The organism is Streptomyces sp. VTCC 41912, assembly GCF_045799175.1.
GTDB lineage: Bacteria > Actinomycetota > Actinomycetes > Streptomycetales > Streptomycetaceae > Streptomyces > Streptomyces albulus_C.
Map to the genome: position 1 here is coordinate 96,349 of NZ_JBJMAB010000009.1, position 13,212 is coordinate 109,560.

The following is a 13,212-nucleotide window of genomic DNA, read 5'->3' on the forward strand; positions in this document are numbered from 1 at the left end:
CCGCTTTCCATCGCGCGGGCCGCATACCTACTGGTCGGGGTGGCCGGATTCGAACCGACGACCTTCCGCTCCCAAAGCGGACGCGCTACCAAGCTGCGCCACACCCCGTCGGTGCGACACGTAGGGTACATGGCCGCGGACGGTGTGGCTGCCCGTTGTTGAGGAGCGCGATGCGGTGTGCACTCGACCGCCTCCACCCGCTACGATGCTCTGCGTGCCGGGGTCCCACCGACTCGTTGGCGCTCGCGGGCGTAGCTCAATGGTAGAGCCCCAGTCTTCCAAACTGGCTACGCGGGTTCGATTCCCGTCGCCCGCTCACGAGAGAGACCCCCGGGCCGTCCGCCCGGGGGTCTTCGCGTTCCCGTCGGCGCGGCCCGCGGCGGGACCGCTGCGCGCCACCACTTCTCTCCCGCAACGGACTTCCCTAGGGTGGCCCGCATGGAGATCTGGCTCAACCCCGCGTGCTCCAAGTGCCGTGCCGCGGTGGAGATTCTGGACGCCGAGGGCGCCCACTACACCGTGCGGAAGTATCTGGAGGAGCCGCCGGGCGCCGACGAGTTGCGCGCCGTACTGGAACGACTGGGCCTGGAGCCCTGGGACATCACCCGGACCCAGGAGGCCGAGGCGAAGGAACTGGGCGTCGGGGCGTGGGGGCGCGCCGAAGCCGACCGGGAGCGGTGGATCGAGGCGCTGGCGACGCACCCGCGGTTGATCCAGCGGCCGATCATCACCGCCGACGACGGATCGGCGCTGGTGGGGCGCAGCGAGGATGCCGTACGCGACGCACTGACGCGGACCGGGGGCGGACGGACCCCCTGACGTCCGGTCTGTGGACCATGAGCGTTCCGGGCGCAGCCCTAGAACGTGATGTGGTTGATGGTCTGCGCGATGGAATTCAAGAATCTGTTGATCGACGGCGCCATGCCCGTGGAGGCAAGGAAGAAGCCGAAGAGTATGGCGACGAATGCCGGTCCGGCCTTGATCGCCTTCTGTCTGATCAGTACGACCAAGATGATGCCCAACATCAGGACAACTGATAGCGACAGAGCCACAACTGATCACACCCTCGGTCGGAACGCCTCACCGGCCCTGGGGCATGCCGCGCACACCCCCGGCACCCATCGTGCCACCAACTCCCTGCCCATCGCAGGCGGGTGACGAATCATCGGCCAACGCTTTGCTCGTTCCCGATCGTTCATTCCGAGCGGCTTCCGGTCGGCCCGAGGGGCCCCCACACCCGCTCGGACCGGCCCTCAAACACCCTCGCACCGCCGCACAACGGTCACTGGTTAATGGTTTGGTAACCTAAGTATTGACCAGTTCTTGACGCCGTCTTGACCTTTTGAACGACCGGGACGTGCCCGGAGTCACACTGACGGCGCGCTGACGACCAGGAGGAACGGGCCCATCGGACACGCAGACACCCTGATCGCCATGGGCGGTGCCTTTCTCGCCGCCGCCGTCCTCGCCCGCCTGGGCGGGCGCATCGGACTCCCCACCATCCCCCTGTTCATCCTGGCCGGAATCCTGCTCGGCCCGAACACCCCCGGCATCGTGCTCGTCGCCGACCCGCACGACCTGGAGATGCTCTCCCTCCTCGGCCTGGTGCTGCTGCTCTTCTACCTGGGCCTGGAGTTCCACGTCGACGACCTCAAGACGGGCGGGCGCCGGATGGCGTTGGCCGGCGGGGCGTACCTGACGCTGAACGTCGGCGCCGGGCTCGGCTTCGGCTTCGCGCTCGGCTGGGGCACGTCCGAGGCGCTGGTGCTCGCCGGGGTGCTCGGCATCTCGTCGTCCGCGATCGTCACCAAGGTGCTGGTCGACACCGGCCGGCTGGGCAATCCCGAGACCAAGCCGATCCTCGGCATCATCGTCGTCGAGGACATCTTCCTCGCCCTCTACCTGGCCGCGCTGCAACCGGTGCTCTCCGGGGCCGACTCGCTCGCCTCGGCGGCGCCGGCCGCCGGGAAGGCGTTCGGCTTCCTGCTGCTGCTCGCCGCGGCGGCCCGTTGGGGCACCCGGGTCGTGGGCCGGCTGATCGCCACCAAGGACAACGAACTGCTGGTGATCTCCTTCCTCGGTGCCGCCGTCCTGGTCGCCGGGGTCTCGGAGTGGTTCGGCGTCGCGGACGCCATCGGGGCGTTCATGGTGGGGCTGATGCTCGGCGGGACGAGTTCCGGGCCGCGGATCCGGAAGCTGGTGCACCCGCTGCGGGACGCGTTCGGGGCGATCTTCTTCTTCGCGTTCGGGCTCTCCATCGACCCCGGGGACCTGCCGAGCGTGGTGTGGCCGGTGCTGATCGCGGTGGCGCTGACCCTGCTGATGAACGTCCTCGCGGGGCTGGTCGCGGCCCGAATCTACGGTTTCGGGCCCGGGCCGGCCGCGAACATCGCCACCGCGCTGCTGGCCCGCGGCGAGTTCGCGCTGATCCTGGCCACGATGGCGGCGGCGGCCGGACTCGACGAGCGGCTGGCCCCGTTCATCGCCGGCTACGTGCTGGTCCTGGCCGTCCTCGGCCCGCTGGCGGCCGGCCGCTCCGGCGTGCTGGCCCGGGTGCTGCCGGGCGGCGGCGCGGCGCGGGCGGCGGCACCGGAGGCCCCAGGGGCGGCGGACCCAGCCGATGCGGCGGCGGTCAGCCGTCCCGACAGATCAGCAGCAGCGCCCGGTCGTCGTTGACGTCCTTGGCGACGGCCTCGATCAGGTGCCAGGCGGCGCCGGCGAAGCCGCCGTGCACGTAGCGCTCGGCCTCGCCGGTCAGCCGGTCGATGCCCTCGGCGATGTCGCGGTCGGCGGCCTCCACCAGGCCGTCGGTGAACAGCATCAGGACGTCGCCGGGGCGCAGCGTGCCCTTGACCGGGTCGAACTGGGCGCCGTCGTAGACGCCGAGCAGCGGCCCCTCCCCCGCCTTCTCCTCCCAGCGGCCGGTCCCGGCGCTGAGTTGGAGGCCGGGGAGGTGGCCCGCGGAGAACAGCTCGTAGTCGCCGGACTCCAGGTCGAGGACGAGGTGGACGGAGGTGGCGAAGCCCTCGTCCCAGTCCTGGCGCAGCAGGTAGCCGTTGGCGGCCGGCAGGAAGCCGTGCGGCGGGAGCGAGCCGAGCAGGCCGCCGAAGGCGCCGGAGAGCAGCAGCGACCGGGACGCCGCGTCCATGCCCTTGCCGGAGACGTCGGTGAGCACGACCTCCAGGACGTTGCCGTCCTGGGTGCGGGAGGCGACCACGAAGTCGCCGGAGAAGGACTGGCCGCCGGCCGGGCGGAGCGCCATCTCGTGGTGCCAACCGTCCGGGAGCTTGGGCAGTTTGCTCTGCACGCGGATGCGTTCGCGCAGGTCGAAGAGCATGGTGCCGCCGCGTCGCCAGGGCACACCGACCCGGCTGCGGAACTGCGCGACCAGGAGCCCGGAGAGGCCGACCGCGGCGACCACCAGGACCGTGCCGGGAGTGATCCGGTCCCGCCCCTCGTCGTACGGGCCGAACAGCGCCGCCTCGACGATCAGGGCGGCGGCGGAGGTCGCGTACAGGGCGAGGAGGTTGGCCGGCCGCAGCAGCAGTCCGCCGGCGACGATCGGGAGGACCAGTGCGGTCGGCGCGATCCACTCCGGGTGCCAGAGGGTGCCGAGGGCGATGGCGGGGACGGCGGCGAGCAGGGCGGCCAGGGCGACCCAGTCGGAGCCGTCGCCGCGGAAGTAGTCGACCCCGGCCTTGCGCATGCCGATCCGGGCCCGGTGCAGCCGTTTGCGCATCCGGGCCCTCAGGCTTTCCGCTCCCGCGCCGCGTGTCATTGTCCTGGGACCTTATCCACCCGTTCGGCGGCGCGTCGATTCGTTGCACGTCACCCCGGGGAATTGCAGGGAATTCACGTTCGAAATGCGGTCGCGCGGCCGGAGGGGCGGCTGCTAGGGATGGCTCATGACAACAGAGTTGCGGCAGTTGCGGGACGCCGAGTGGGATGCCTGGTACGACAAGCTGGACGTGGCGTTCGGCGGGGTTCCCGACGGACCGGAGCGACGCGCGTGGTGGCGGTCGATCACCGAGGTCGAGCGGGCGTTCGCGGTCCGGGACGGCGCGGAGATCGTCGGCACCGGCGGATCGTTCTCGTTCGGACTAACGGTGCCGGGCGGCGCGGAACTGGCCGTGGCGGGGGTCACCCTGATCAGCGTCCAGCCGACCCACCGGCGGCGCGGCGTGCTGCGCTCGATGATGCGGCACCAGCTGGCGGACGTGCACGAGCGCGGGGAGGCGCTGGCGGTGCTGACCGCCACCGAGCCGGCGATCTACGGGCGGTTCGGGTACGGCCCGGCCACCCAGGACCTGCGGATGACCGTCGACACCGTGCGGTTGGCCGCACCGGAGCTGCCCGGCACGGACGGCGTCCGGCTGCGGCTGGTGGACCCGGTGGCGGCGCTCGCCGCGTGCGAGGAGGTCTACGGGCGGCTGGTGCCGACCCGGCCCGGGATGCTGGCGCGCCGCCCGCACTGGGAGCGGTCGGGGGTGCTCGACCCGGCGGACGAGCGGCAGGGGGCCGGTCAGTTGCAGTGCGTGCTGGCCGAGGTCGACGGCGAGGTGCGGGGCTACGCCCGGTACGCCGTCAAGCCCGACTGGGACCACGCCGGGCCGTGCGGCACGGTGCTGCTGCGCCAGGTCGACGCGCTGGATCCGGTGGCGTACGCGGCGCTGTGGCGCTATCTGTTCGGGATCGACCTGACGTCGTCGGTGCAGGTGCGCGGTCGGCCGGTGGACGACCCGCTGCTGCACATGGTGGCCGACCAACGGCGGTGCGAGCTCGGGGTGCGGGAGGCGCTGTTCGTCCGGCCGGTGGACGTCGGGGCGGCGCTGGCGGCGCGGACGTACCAGGCGCCGGTGGACGTGGTGCTGGAGGTGGCCGACGACGTCTGTCCGTGGAACGCGGGGCGCTGGCGGCTGTCCGGGGACGCGAAGGGCGCGAGCTGCGAGCGGACCACCGATCCGGCGGAACTCGCGCTGTCCGTGCGGGAGTTGGGTTCGGCCTACCTGGGCGGGTTCGCGCTGTCGGCGCTGGCCGCGGCCGGGCGGGTGCGGGAGGTGCGGCCCGGGGCGCTGGCGGCGGCGTCGGTGGCGTTCGGGTCGGACGTGGCGCCGTGGTTGCCGCACGGCTTCTGACGGTTGCCGGCGCCGCCCGCGGGGTCGGTCAGGGGCGGGCTGCGGCGGGCTGGCAGCCGGGGCACCAGAAGAGGTTCCGGGCGGCGAGGTCGGCGGTGCGGATCTCGCCGCCGCAGAGGTGGCAGGCGGCGCCGGTGCGGCGGTAGACGTAGACCTCGCCGCCGTGGTCGTCGACCCGGGGCGGGCGGCCCATGGCCTCCGGGGTGTGCTCGGGGCGGACGGTGTCGATCCGGTTGTTCTTCACGCCCTCCTGCATCAGGGCGACCAGGTCGTCCCAGAGGGCGTCCCACTGGTCCCGGCGCAGGGCGCGGCCGGGGAGGTAGGGGTCGATGCCGTGCCGGAAGAGGACCTCGGCGCGGTAGACGTTGCCGACGCCGGCGATGACCTTCTGGTCGAGCAGCAGCGCCGCGACGGTGGTGCGGCTGCGGGCGATCCGCTGCCAGGCACGGTCGCCGTCGTCGTCCGGTCGCAGCGGGTCGGGGCCCAGCCGCTCGTGTATCGCCTGCTTCTCGGCGCCGGTGATCAGTGCGCAGGCCGTGGGGCCGCGCAGGTCGGCGTGGTGGCCGCCGCCGACCAGCCGGAGCCGGACGGTGTCGGTGGGCGGCGGGGCCGGGGTGGTGCCGAAGCCGAGCTTGCCGAAGAGGCCGAGGTGGACGTGGATCCAGCGATCCGGGCCGAAGCCGAGGAAGAGGTGCTTGCCGTGGGCCTCGGCCGTCTCCATGACCTGGCCGTCGACGAGCGCCGCGCCCTCGGCGAACTTGCCCTGCGGGCTGCTCGCGCGGACTGTCCGTCCCTGGAACCGCTCGCGGTGGTCCGCGGCCAGGCGGTGGATCGTGTGCCCCTCGGGCATGGGGTGGTGTCCTCCGGACGGACGGCGGTTTCGGGTGCGGCCCGGCGACCGGCGTGCCCACCCGTTCCGCCGCGCGGTACGGGTGGGCACGGGCCGGCCGGTGCCGGGGTCAGTCCTGCTGCGGGTGGTGGGCCGGGATCGGGGGGAGCTCACCGGTGGTCTCGTAGCGGGAGAGCATCTCGATGCGGCGGGTGTGCCGCTCCTCGCCGGAGTACGGGGTGGCCAGGAAGACCTCGACGAAGCGGGTGGCCTCCTCGACGGTGTGCATCCGGCCGCCGACCGAGACGACGTTGGCGTTGTTGTGCTCGCGGCCGAGCTTGGCGGTCTCCTCGCTCCACGCCAGCGCGGCACGGACGCCCTTGACCTTGTTGGCGGCGATCTGCTCGCCGTTGCCGGAACCGCCGATCACGATGCCGAGGCCCTCCGGGTCGGCGGCGGTCTGCTCCGCGGCGCGCAGGCAGAACGGGGGGTAGTCGTCCTGGGCGTCGTAGATGTGGGGACCGCAGTCGACGGGCTCGTGGCCGTGGGCCTTGAGCCAGTCGACGAGGTGGTTCTTGAGGTCGAAGCCGGCATGGTCGGAACCGATGTACACGCGCATGGCATGAGTGTGGCATGTCGTTCGCGGGGTAGACGCCATCGGGGCGGCGGCCCGTCCCCCACTCCGCGGCCTGCATCTTCAGGCAACTCCCCAGTAACGACAACGATCGGGATTCAGCCTCTTCCAAACGATCGTTAACAACGTTCTAATGCCTGGGTTCGACACCGAGAACCATCGAAGGACGGTGCACATGGGCGCGCACCCGCCTACCTCCCACGCGGTTCCTGCCGCCGGTGAACCCGGCAACGGCTCCGCGAACCGGTCGCCCGAAGGGCTCCAGGCCGGCCTCAAGAACCGCCATCTGTCCATGATCGCCATTGGCGGAGTCATCGGCGCCGGCCTGTTCGTCGGATCCGGGGCCGGCATCAAAGCCGCCGGCCCGGGGATCCTCCTCTCGTACGCGCTGACCGGTCTGCTGGTCGTGCTGGTGATGCGGATGCTGGGCGAGATGGCCGCGGCCTCCCCCACCTCCGGCTCGTTCTCCGCGTACGCGGACCGGGCGCTGGGCCGTTGGGCCGGCTTCACCATCGGCTGGCTGTACTGGTTCTTCTGGTCGGTGGTGCTGGCGGTCGAGGCGACCGCGGCGGCATCGATCCTGACCGGCTGGATACCGGCGGTGCCGCAGTGGGCCTGGGCGCTGCTGGTGATGATCGTGCTGACCGGCACCAACCTGGTGTCGGTCGGATCGTTCGGCGAGTTCGAGTTCTGGTTCGCCGGCATCAAGGTCGTGGCGATCGTGATCTTCATCGTGGTCGGCGCGCTGGCGATCTTCGGACTGCCGCCGGGGCAGCACGCGGTGGGCACCGCGAACCTCCTGGGACACGGCGGGTTCCTGCCGAAGGGGCCGGGGGCGATCCTCTCCGGAATGCTGCTGGTGGTCTTCTCCTTCATGGGCAGCGAGATCGTGACGCTGGCGGCGAGCGAGTCGCCGAACCCGGTGGCGGCCGTCCGCAAGGCCGTGAACAGCGTGATCTGGCGGATCGCGCTCTTCTACATCGGGTCGATCGCGGTGATCGTGACGCTGCTGCCGTGGGACGACCCGGAGGTGACGAAGAGCCCGTACGTGGCGGTGCTGAAGTCGCTGCACATCCCGGGCGTGGACGTGGTGATGGACGTCGTGGTGCTGACCGCGGTGCTGTCCTGCCTGAACTCCGGGCTCTACACGGCGTCCCGGATGGCGTTCTCGCTCGGTGAGCGCGGCGACGCGCCGAAGGCGTTCGCGACCGTCAACAAGGGCGGCGTGCCGGCGGTGGCGATCTGGGCGTCGGTGGCCTTCGGGTTCATCGCGACGATCTTCAGCTACACCTCGAAGGACACCATCTTCCAGTTCCTGCTGAACTCCTCGGGCGCGGTGGCGCTCTTCGTCTGGCTGGTCATCTGCTTCTCGCAGCTGCGGATGCGCCGGACCATCGAGCGGGAGATGCCGGAGCGGCTGACGGTGCGGATGTGGCTGTACCCGTGGCTGACGTACGCCACCATCGCGCTGATCGTCTTCGTCGTGGGCTACATGTTCTACGACAAGGACGGCCGGGAGCAGATGGTGCTGTCGGTGGTGGCGGCCGCGGTGGTGCTGGTGGCCGGGCTGGTGCTCCAGAAGCGGCGCCCGCGCGCGGCGGAACCGGCCGCGGCGGCCGAGGCGCCCGAGCAGGTGTGACGACGCGGACAGCCGGCGGGGCCCGCACCCAGGGTGGGTGCGGGCCCCGCCGGCGTCGGTGCGGGCGGTCAGCCGCGGCGGCCGGCCAGCTTCCAGGCGGTGGGCAGCGCGCCCATCGCCAGGGCGATCTTGACGGCGTCGCCGATCAGGAACGGCACCATGCCGACGGCGACGGCCTGGCCGAAGGACATGCCGGTGCTCAACGCGAGGTAGGGGACGCCGATCGCGTAGATCACGGCGTTGCCGGCGACCATCGTGGCGGCGGTGCGGAGCACCCCGCGGTCGCCGCCGCGGCGGGCCAGTGCGCCCACGGCGGTGGCGGCGAGCAGCATGCCGAGGACGTAGCCGAAGGTGGCCCCGCCGGCGCCCGAGGCGCCGCCCGCGAACCACGGCACGCCGGCCATGCCGAGCAGGGCGTAGAGCGCCAGCGACAGCAGCCCGCGGCGGGCGCCGAGCGAGGTGCCCACCAGCAGGGCGGCGAAGGTCTGGGCGGTGACCGGGACCGGGGAGCCGGGGACCGGGACCGCGATCTGGGCCGCGATGCCGGTGATCACGGCGCCGCCGGCGACCAGCGCGGCGTCGCGGACGCGGGCGCGGGTGGCGGTGGCGGCCGGCAGCAGGTCGGCGAGGACCGCTCCGGGCAGGAGGGTGGGGGCGGCTGTGCTCATCAGGGGACTCCGCGGGTGTGAGGGGACCGTCCGGGTGGAGCGGTCCGGCGGGACGTGATGACGTTAGTTCAGGGGGGCGGCGGCGATCATCGTGTAGCGGTGACAAAGCCGTACCGGCCCGCTTGGGGAGTTCCGGACAACCGCCAGAATGCCCGAGCCCTTCGGCGCGCGATACGTCTTCGCAGGTCACGTGATGCTCGTCACGGGCCGGGCGGTGGTGCGTGGCCGGTTTTGTGCTAGCCGGCCGGGGGCGGGGACACTGGGACGGCTCCGCGGTCACCTGTGGAGTTCCCCCAAACCGGGCGGCGATCCCGCCCCTTGCGAGAGTTACGAGCCGATGCACGACGCACCGCCCCTGGTCGAGAAAGAGCCGCTGTCCGCGGGGCTCAAGCAGCGCCACCTGACGATGCTGGGCCTGGGCGGGGTGATCGGGGCGGGGCTGTTCGTGGGCTCCGGCGCGGGCATCGCGGTGGCCGGACCGGGGATCGTGCTGTCGTATCTGATCGCCGGGGCGCTGGCGATGCTGATCATGCGGATGCTCGGGGAGATGTCCGCGGCGATGCCGGCCTCCGGGGCGTTCTCGGTGCACGCGGAGCGGGCGCTCGGGCGGTGGGCCGGTTTCAGCGTGGGCTGGTTGTACTGGTTCCTGCTGGTGGTGGTGCTGGCCGTGGAGGCCACCGGCGCGGCGCAGATCGCGCACGGTTGGCTGCCGGCGGTGCCGCAGTGGGGGTGGGTGCTGCTCTTCATGGTGGTGTTCACCGTCGCCAACCTGGCCGCGGTGAAGAACTTCGGCGAGTTCGAGTTCTGGTTCGCGACGTTGAAGGTCACCGCGATCGTGCTGTTCCTGGCCCTGAGCCTGCTGGCGGTCTTCGGGGTGCTGCCGGACACCGAGCCGGTGGGGCTGACCAACCTGACCGGGCACGGCGGGTTGTTGCCGCACGGCTGGTCCGGGGTGGTCTCCGGCGTGCTGGCGGTGGTGTTCGCCTTCGGCGGCCTGGAGGTCGTCACCATCGCGGCGGCCGAGTCGGACGATCCGGCGCGGGCGGTGGGCCGGGCGGTGCGCAGCGCGGTGTGGCGGATCCTCTTCTTCTACGTGGGCTCGATGCTGGTCATCGTCACCGTGCTGCCCTGGTCGTCGATGGAGCCGGGCAAGAGCCCGTACGTGATGGTGCTGGACCGCGTCGGGGTGCCGGGTGCCGGGCAGATCATGAACGTCGTGGTGTTCGTGGCGCTGCTGTCGGCGCTGAACGCCAACCTCTACGGCTCGTCGCGGATGGTGTTCTCGCTGGCCGAGCGCGGCGAGGCGCCGCGCGGGCTGTTGAAGGTGTCCGGCGGCGGGGTGCCGCGGCGGGCGGTGCTGGCGTCGGTGGCGTTCGGCTTCGTCTCGGTGCTGCTCAACCTGGAGTGGCCGGATTCGGTGTTCCTGTACTTGCTCAACGCGGTCGGCGCGGTGCTGCTGTTCGTCTGGGGACTGATCGCGGTCTCCCAGTTGCGGCTGCGGCCGCGGATCGAACGGGAGGCGCCGGAGCGGCTGGTGCTGCGGATGTGGGCGTTCCCCTATTTGACGTGGGTGGCGCTGGCGGCGATGGGCGCGGTGATCGTGCTGATGCTGACCGATGACACCGCCCGGCCGCAGTTGCTGTGGTCGGCCGGCGCGACCGCCGCGGTGCTGGTGGTGGCGGGGTTGCGGGAGTTGAGGGCCCGTCGGGTGCGGGGCTGAGGGCCGGACGCCGGGCGACGGGCCGCCGCGGGGCGCGCCGGCCCGTTGGGGCGGTTCCGCGCGGGTAGGTCGCCTTTGAGATGTACCTCACATCTCGCCACATTCGACGATGTATCAGACACTCTCGGTCACGATCGCGTCTGAATACCGAACAATCGCTGCACGACTGTTGCCCTGAGCGGACAGGGACACTCAGACTGAGCCAGCTTTGCCGAGGACCCCGGAGTGAGCCGTCCGCGGCCCCGGGAGAACGCAGTATCGCCCCGCCCGCATCTCACCTACTGGGACAGGTACGACATGAATCGGACACCCTCGTCCGCCGCGTCCGCCGGTGCGCGGAACGCCGCGGCCCCGGGCACCGGCCAGGACGGCGGCGCGCTGTCGCACGGCCTCAAACAGCGCCACCTCTCGATGATCGCCCTCGGCGGGGTGATCGGGGCGGGCCTGTTCGTCGGCTCCCGCGAGGGCATCGCGGCGGCCGGCCCGTCGATCGTGCTGGCGTACGCCGTCTCGGGCGCACTGGTCATGTTGGTCATGCGGATGCTCGGCGAGATGTCCGCGGCGCAGCCGTCCTCCGGTTCCTTCTCGGTGCACGCGGAGCGCTCCATAGGCTCCTGGGCGGGCTTCACCGTGGGGTGGATGTTCACCGCGCTGCTGTGCGTGGCGGTGGCGGCCGAGGCGCTGGGCGCCGCGGACGTGCTGCACCAGTGGTTCCCGTCCACCGAGCCGTGGATGTGGGTCCTGCTGATCATGGTGGTGTTCACCGCGACCAACCTGACCGCGGTCGGCAACTTCGGCGAGTTCGAGTTCTGGTTCGCCGCCCTGAAGGTCGCGGCGATCGCCCTCTTCCTGATCCTGGGCGTGCTGGCCATCCTCGGCCTGCTGCCCGGCACCTCGGCCCCCGGCACCAGCCACCTCACCGGTGACGGCGGCTTCCTGCCCAAGGGCGTCGACGGACTGATGGTGGGTCTGCTGGCGTCGGTGTTCGCCTACGGCGGCCTGGAGACGGTGACCATCGCGGCCGCCGAGTCCAAGGACCCGGCCCGCGGTGTGGCCCGCGCGGTGCGCACCGCGATGTGGCGGATCGCCCTGTTCTACGTCGGCTCGATGGCGGTCATCGTCACCGTCATCCCGTGGAGCGCGCCGTCGATCGCCAAGAGCGGCCCGTACGTGGCGGTGCTCGACTACCTCAAGATCCCGGCGGCCGGCCAGATCATGAACGTGGTCATCCTGATCGCGCTGCTCTCCGCGGTGAACGCCAACATCTACGGCTCGTCGCGGATGGCGTACTCGCTGATCGCCCGCGGCCAGGGCCCGGCCTTCCTCGGCAAGGTGAGCGGCGGGGTGCCGCGCCGGACGGTGCTGCTGTGCGCCATGTTCGGGTTCTTCGCGGTGCTGCTCAGCTTCTGGTGGCCGACCACCGTCTTCCAGTGGCTGCTGAACATGGTCGGCGCCGCGGTCCTGGTGGTCTGGGGCTTCATCGCCGTCGCCCAGCTGCGCACCCGACGGCGGCTGGAGCGCGAGGCGCCCGAGAAGCTCATCGTGAAGATGTGGGCCTTCCCGTATCTGACGTGGGTGGCGCTGGCCGGCGTCGCGGTGGTCCTGGTGCTGATGCTGCGCGACGAGAACCAGCGGCTCCAGCTGCTGTTCACCGGTGGCTTCGGCCTGGTGTTGACGGTGATCGGCGTGGTCCGGCAGCGGGCGCTGAGCCGGCGCTGACACCGTGACCGGGCCCGTCGGCCCACCTGTTCCCGAGGCGGGGCGGGACCTCCTTCCGAGGTCCCGCCCCGCCTCCGTCTTTGGAACCAGGACGCCCGACACGCCGGGCCCGTGATCACTCCTGCTGGTAGCGTGCTCTTGCACATTGATTGCAACTACGGCGTTTACGCAGCTTGGAGGCGGGGTCGGCATGGCGACCTACACACTTCCGGAACTCCCCTACGACTACTCGGCGCTGGCCCCGGTCATCAGCCCGGAGATCATCGAGCTGCACCACGACAAGCACCACGCGGCGTACGTGAAGGGCGCCAACGACACCCTTGAGCAGCTCGCCGAGGCGCGCGACAAGGACCAGTGGGGCACCATCAACGGCCTGGAGAAGAACCTCGCGTTCCACCTCTCCGGCCACATCCTGCACAGCATCTACTGGCACAACATGACCGGTGACGGCGGCGGCGAGCCGCTGGACAAGGACGGCGTGGGCGAGCTGGCCGACGCCATCGCCGAGAGCTTCGGCTCGTTCGCCAAGTTCAAGGCGCAGCTGTCCAAGGCGTCGGCGACCACCCAGGGCTCCGGCTGGGGCGTGCTGGCCTACGAGCCGGTGACCGGCCGTCTCATCGTCGAGCAGATCTACGACCACCAGGGCAACGTCGGCCAGGGCTCGGTGCCGATCCTGGTCTTCGACGCCTGGGAGCACGCCTTCTACCTCCAGTACAAGAACCAGAAGGTGGACTTCATCGAGGCCATGTGGAACGTCGTGAACTGGCAGGACGTGGCCAAGCGCTACACGGCCGCCAAGGAGCGCGCGAACAACCTGCTGCTGGCGCCGTGACCCGGTAGCCGGCCGAGACGTCCTGCCTCGTGATCG

Annotated in this window: 12 protein-coding genes and 2 tRNA genes; 8 read left to right on the forward strand and 6 right to left on the reverse strand. The window is 71.3% G+C overall.

Annotated features, from left to right (window positions below; all coding sequences use genetic code 11):
- Nucleotides 1–31: 31 nt before the first annotated feature.
- Nucleotides 32–108 (reverse strand) — tRNA-Pro (locus ACJ6WD_RS15995).
- A gap of 137 nt (nt 109–245) precedes the next feature.
- On the opposite strand from ACJ6WD_RS15995, the gene ACJ6WD_RS16000 reads away from it, so the two are divergent.
- Nucleotides 246–316 (forward strand) — tRNA-Gly (locus ACJ6WD_RS16000).
- A 122-nt stretch (nt 317–438) separates the two neighbouring features.
- Nucleotides 439–819, forward strand: coding sequence for an arsenate reductase family protein (locus ACJ6WD_RS16005; protein ID WP_376558084.1), 381 nt, complete (start codon nt 439–441; stop codon nt 817–819).
- Nucleotides 820–857: 38 nt separating this feature from the next.
- On the opposite strand, the gene ACJ6WD_RS16010 is transcribed toward ACJ6WD_RS16005, so the two are convergent.
- Complete coding sequence (locus tag ACJ6WD_RS16010; protein ID WP_037635111.1) at nt 858–1,052, reverse strand: hypothetical protein; 195 nt, start codon at nt 1,050–1,052, stop codon at nt 858–860.
- Between the two features lie 382 nt (nt 1,053–1,434).
- Here ACJ6WD_RS16010 and ACJ6WD_RS16015 point away from each other — a divergent pair, with 382 nt between their 5' ends.
- The gene (locus ACJ6WD_RS16015) at nt 1,435–2,676 is read left to right on the forward strand and encodes a cation:proton antiporter (protein ID WP_233657717.1); all 1,242 of its coding nucleotides are present in this window, start codon (nt 1,435–1,437) and stop codon (nt 2,674–2,676) included.
- Here ACJ6WD_RS16015 and ACJ6WD_RS16020 read toward each other — a convergent pair.
- Complete coding sequence (locus tag ACJ6WD_RS16020; RefSeq protein ID WP_016574026.1) at nt 2,633–3,739, reverse strand: PP2C family protein-serine/threonine phosphatase; 1,107 nt, start codon at nt 3,737–3,739, stop codon at nt 2,633–2,635. The genes ACJ6WD_RS16015 and ACJ6WD_RS16020 overlap by 44 nt on opposite strands.
- Before the next feature lie 166 nt (nt 3,740–3,905).
- On the opposite strand from ACJ6WD_RS16020, the gene ACJ6WD_RS16025 reads away from it, so the two are divergent.
- Entirely contained in the window at nt 3,906–5,135 is a 1,230-nt protein-coding gene (locus tag ACJ6WD_RS16025) for a GNAT family N-acetyltransferase (RefSeq protein WP_407616006.1), read from the forward strand.
- 28 nt (nt 5,136–5,163) lie between these two features.
- Here the strand turns inward: ACJ6WD_RS16025 and ACJ6WD_RS16030 are convergent, their stop codons facing one another.
- Both ACJ6WD_RS16030 and ACJ6WD_RS16035 read right to left on the reverse strand, forming a co-directional pair.
- Nucleotides 5,164–5,985: an Fpg/Nei family DNA glycosylase gene (locus ACJ6WD_RS16030; RefSeq protein WP_038519490.1), complete on the reverse strand. Its 822-nt coding sequence runs from the start codon at nt 5,983–5,985 to the stop codon at nt 5,164–5,166.
- Between the two features lie 109 nt (nt 5,986–6,094).
- The gene (locus tag ACJ6WD_RS16035) at nt 6,095–6,583 is read right to left on the reverse strand and encodes a ribose-5-phosphate isomerase (protein ID WP_233657714.1); all 489 of its coding nucleotides are present in this window, start codon (nt 6,581–6,583) and stop codon (nt 6,095–6,097) included.
- Between the two features lie 190 nt (nt 6,584–6,773).
- On the opposite strand from ACJ6WD_RS16035, the gene ACJ6WD_RS16040 reads away from it, so the two are divergent.
- The gene (locus tag ACJ6WD_RS16040; protein ID WP_016574030.1) at nt 6,774–8,237 is read left to right on the forward strand and encodes an amino acid permease; all 1,464 of its coding nucleotides are present in this window, start codon (nt 6,774–6,776) and stop codon (nt 8,235–8,237) included.
- A gap of 68 nt (nt 8,238–8,305) precedes the next feature.
- Here the strand turns inward: ACJ6WD_RS16040 and ACJ6WD_RS16045 are convergent, their stop codons facing one another.
- A complete protein-coding gene (locus ACJ6WD_RS16045) occupies nt 8,306–8,905 on the reverse strand; it encodes a biotin transporter BioY (protein WP_233657713.1) in 600 nt (199 codons plus the stop codon).
- Between the two features lie 337 nt (nt 8,906–9,242).
- Here ACJ6WD_RS16045 and ACJ6WD_RS16050 point away from each other — a divergent pair, with 337 nt between their 5' ends.
- From ACJ6WD_RS16050 to ACJ6WD_RS16060, 3 genes are all read left to right on the forward strand, one after another.
- Nucleotides 9,243–10,625, forward strand: a complete 1,383-nt coding sequence (locus ACJ6WD_RS16050; protein ID WP_016575083.1) for an amino acid permease — start codon at nt 9,243–9,245, stop codon at nt 10,623–10,625.
- Nucleotides 10,626–10,922: 297 nt separating this feature from the next.
- A complete protein-coding gene (locus tag ACJ6WD_RS16055; protein WP_233657711.1) occupies nt 10,923–12,344 on the forward strand; it encodes an amino acid permease in 1,422 nt (473 codons plus the stop codon).
- A 190-nt stretch (nt 12,345–12,534) separates the two neighbouring features.
- On the forward strand, nt 12,535–13,176 hold the full coding sequence (locus ACJ6WD_RS16060; RefSeq protein WP_331248309.1) for a superoxide dismutase: 642 nt from the start codon (nt 12,535–12,537) through the stop codon (nt 13,174–13,176).
- Nucleotides 13,177–13,212: the final 36 nt, after the last annotated feature.

Excerpts from the sequence above, each read along its gene's own strand:
- ACJ6WD_RS16005 (WP_376558084.1), top strand. The coding sequence starts at position 439 with ATGGAGATCTGGCTCAACCCCGCGTGCTCCAAGTGCCGTGCCGCGGTG.
- ACJ6WD_RS16015 (WP_233657717.1), top strand. The coding sequence starts at position 1,435 with ATGGGCGGTGCCTTTCTCGCCGCCGCCGTCCTCGCCCGCCTGGGCGGG.
- ACJ6WD_RS16020 (WP_016574026.1), bottom strand. The coding sequence starts at position 3,739 with ATGCGCAAACGGCTGCACCGGGCCCGGATCGGCATGCGCAAGGCCGGG.
- ACJ6WD_RS16025 (WP_407616006.1), top strand. The coding sequence starts at position 3,906 with ATGACAACAGAGTTGCGGCAGTTGCGGGACGCCGAGTGGGATGCCTGG.
- ACJ6WD_RS16030 (WP_038519490.1), bottom strand. The coding sequence starts at position 5,985 with ATGCCCGAGGGGCACACGATCCACCGCCTGGCCGCGGACCACCGCGAG.
- ACJ6WD_RS16035 (WP_233657714.1), bottom strand. The coding sequence starts at position 6,583 with ATGCGCGTGTACATCGGTTCCGACCATGCCGGCTTCGACCTCAAGAAC.
- ACJ6WD_RS16040 (WP_016574030.1), top strand. The coding sequence starts at position 6,774 with ATGGGCGCGCACCCGCCTACCTCCCACGCGGTTCCTGCCGCCGGTGAA.
- ACJ6WD_RS16045 (WP_233657713.1), bottom strand. The coding sequence starts at position 8,905 with ATGAGCACAGCCGCCCCCACCCTCCTGCCCGGAGCGGTCCTCGCCGAC.
- ACJ6WD_RS16050 (WP_016575083.1), top strand. The coding sequence starts at position 9,243 with ATGCACGACGCACCGCCCCTGGTCGAGAAAGAGCCGCTGTCCGCGGGG.
- ACJ6WD_RS16055 (WP_233657711.1), top strand. The coding sequence starts at position 10,923 with ATGAATCGGACACCCTCGTCCGCCGCGTCCGCCGGTGCGCGGAACGCC.
- ACJ6WD_RS16060 (WP_331248309.1), top strand. The coding sequence starts at position 12,535 with ATGGCGACCTACACACTTCCGGAACTCCCCTACGACTACTCGGCGCTG.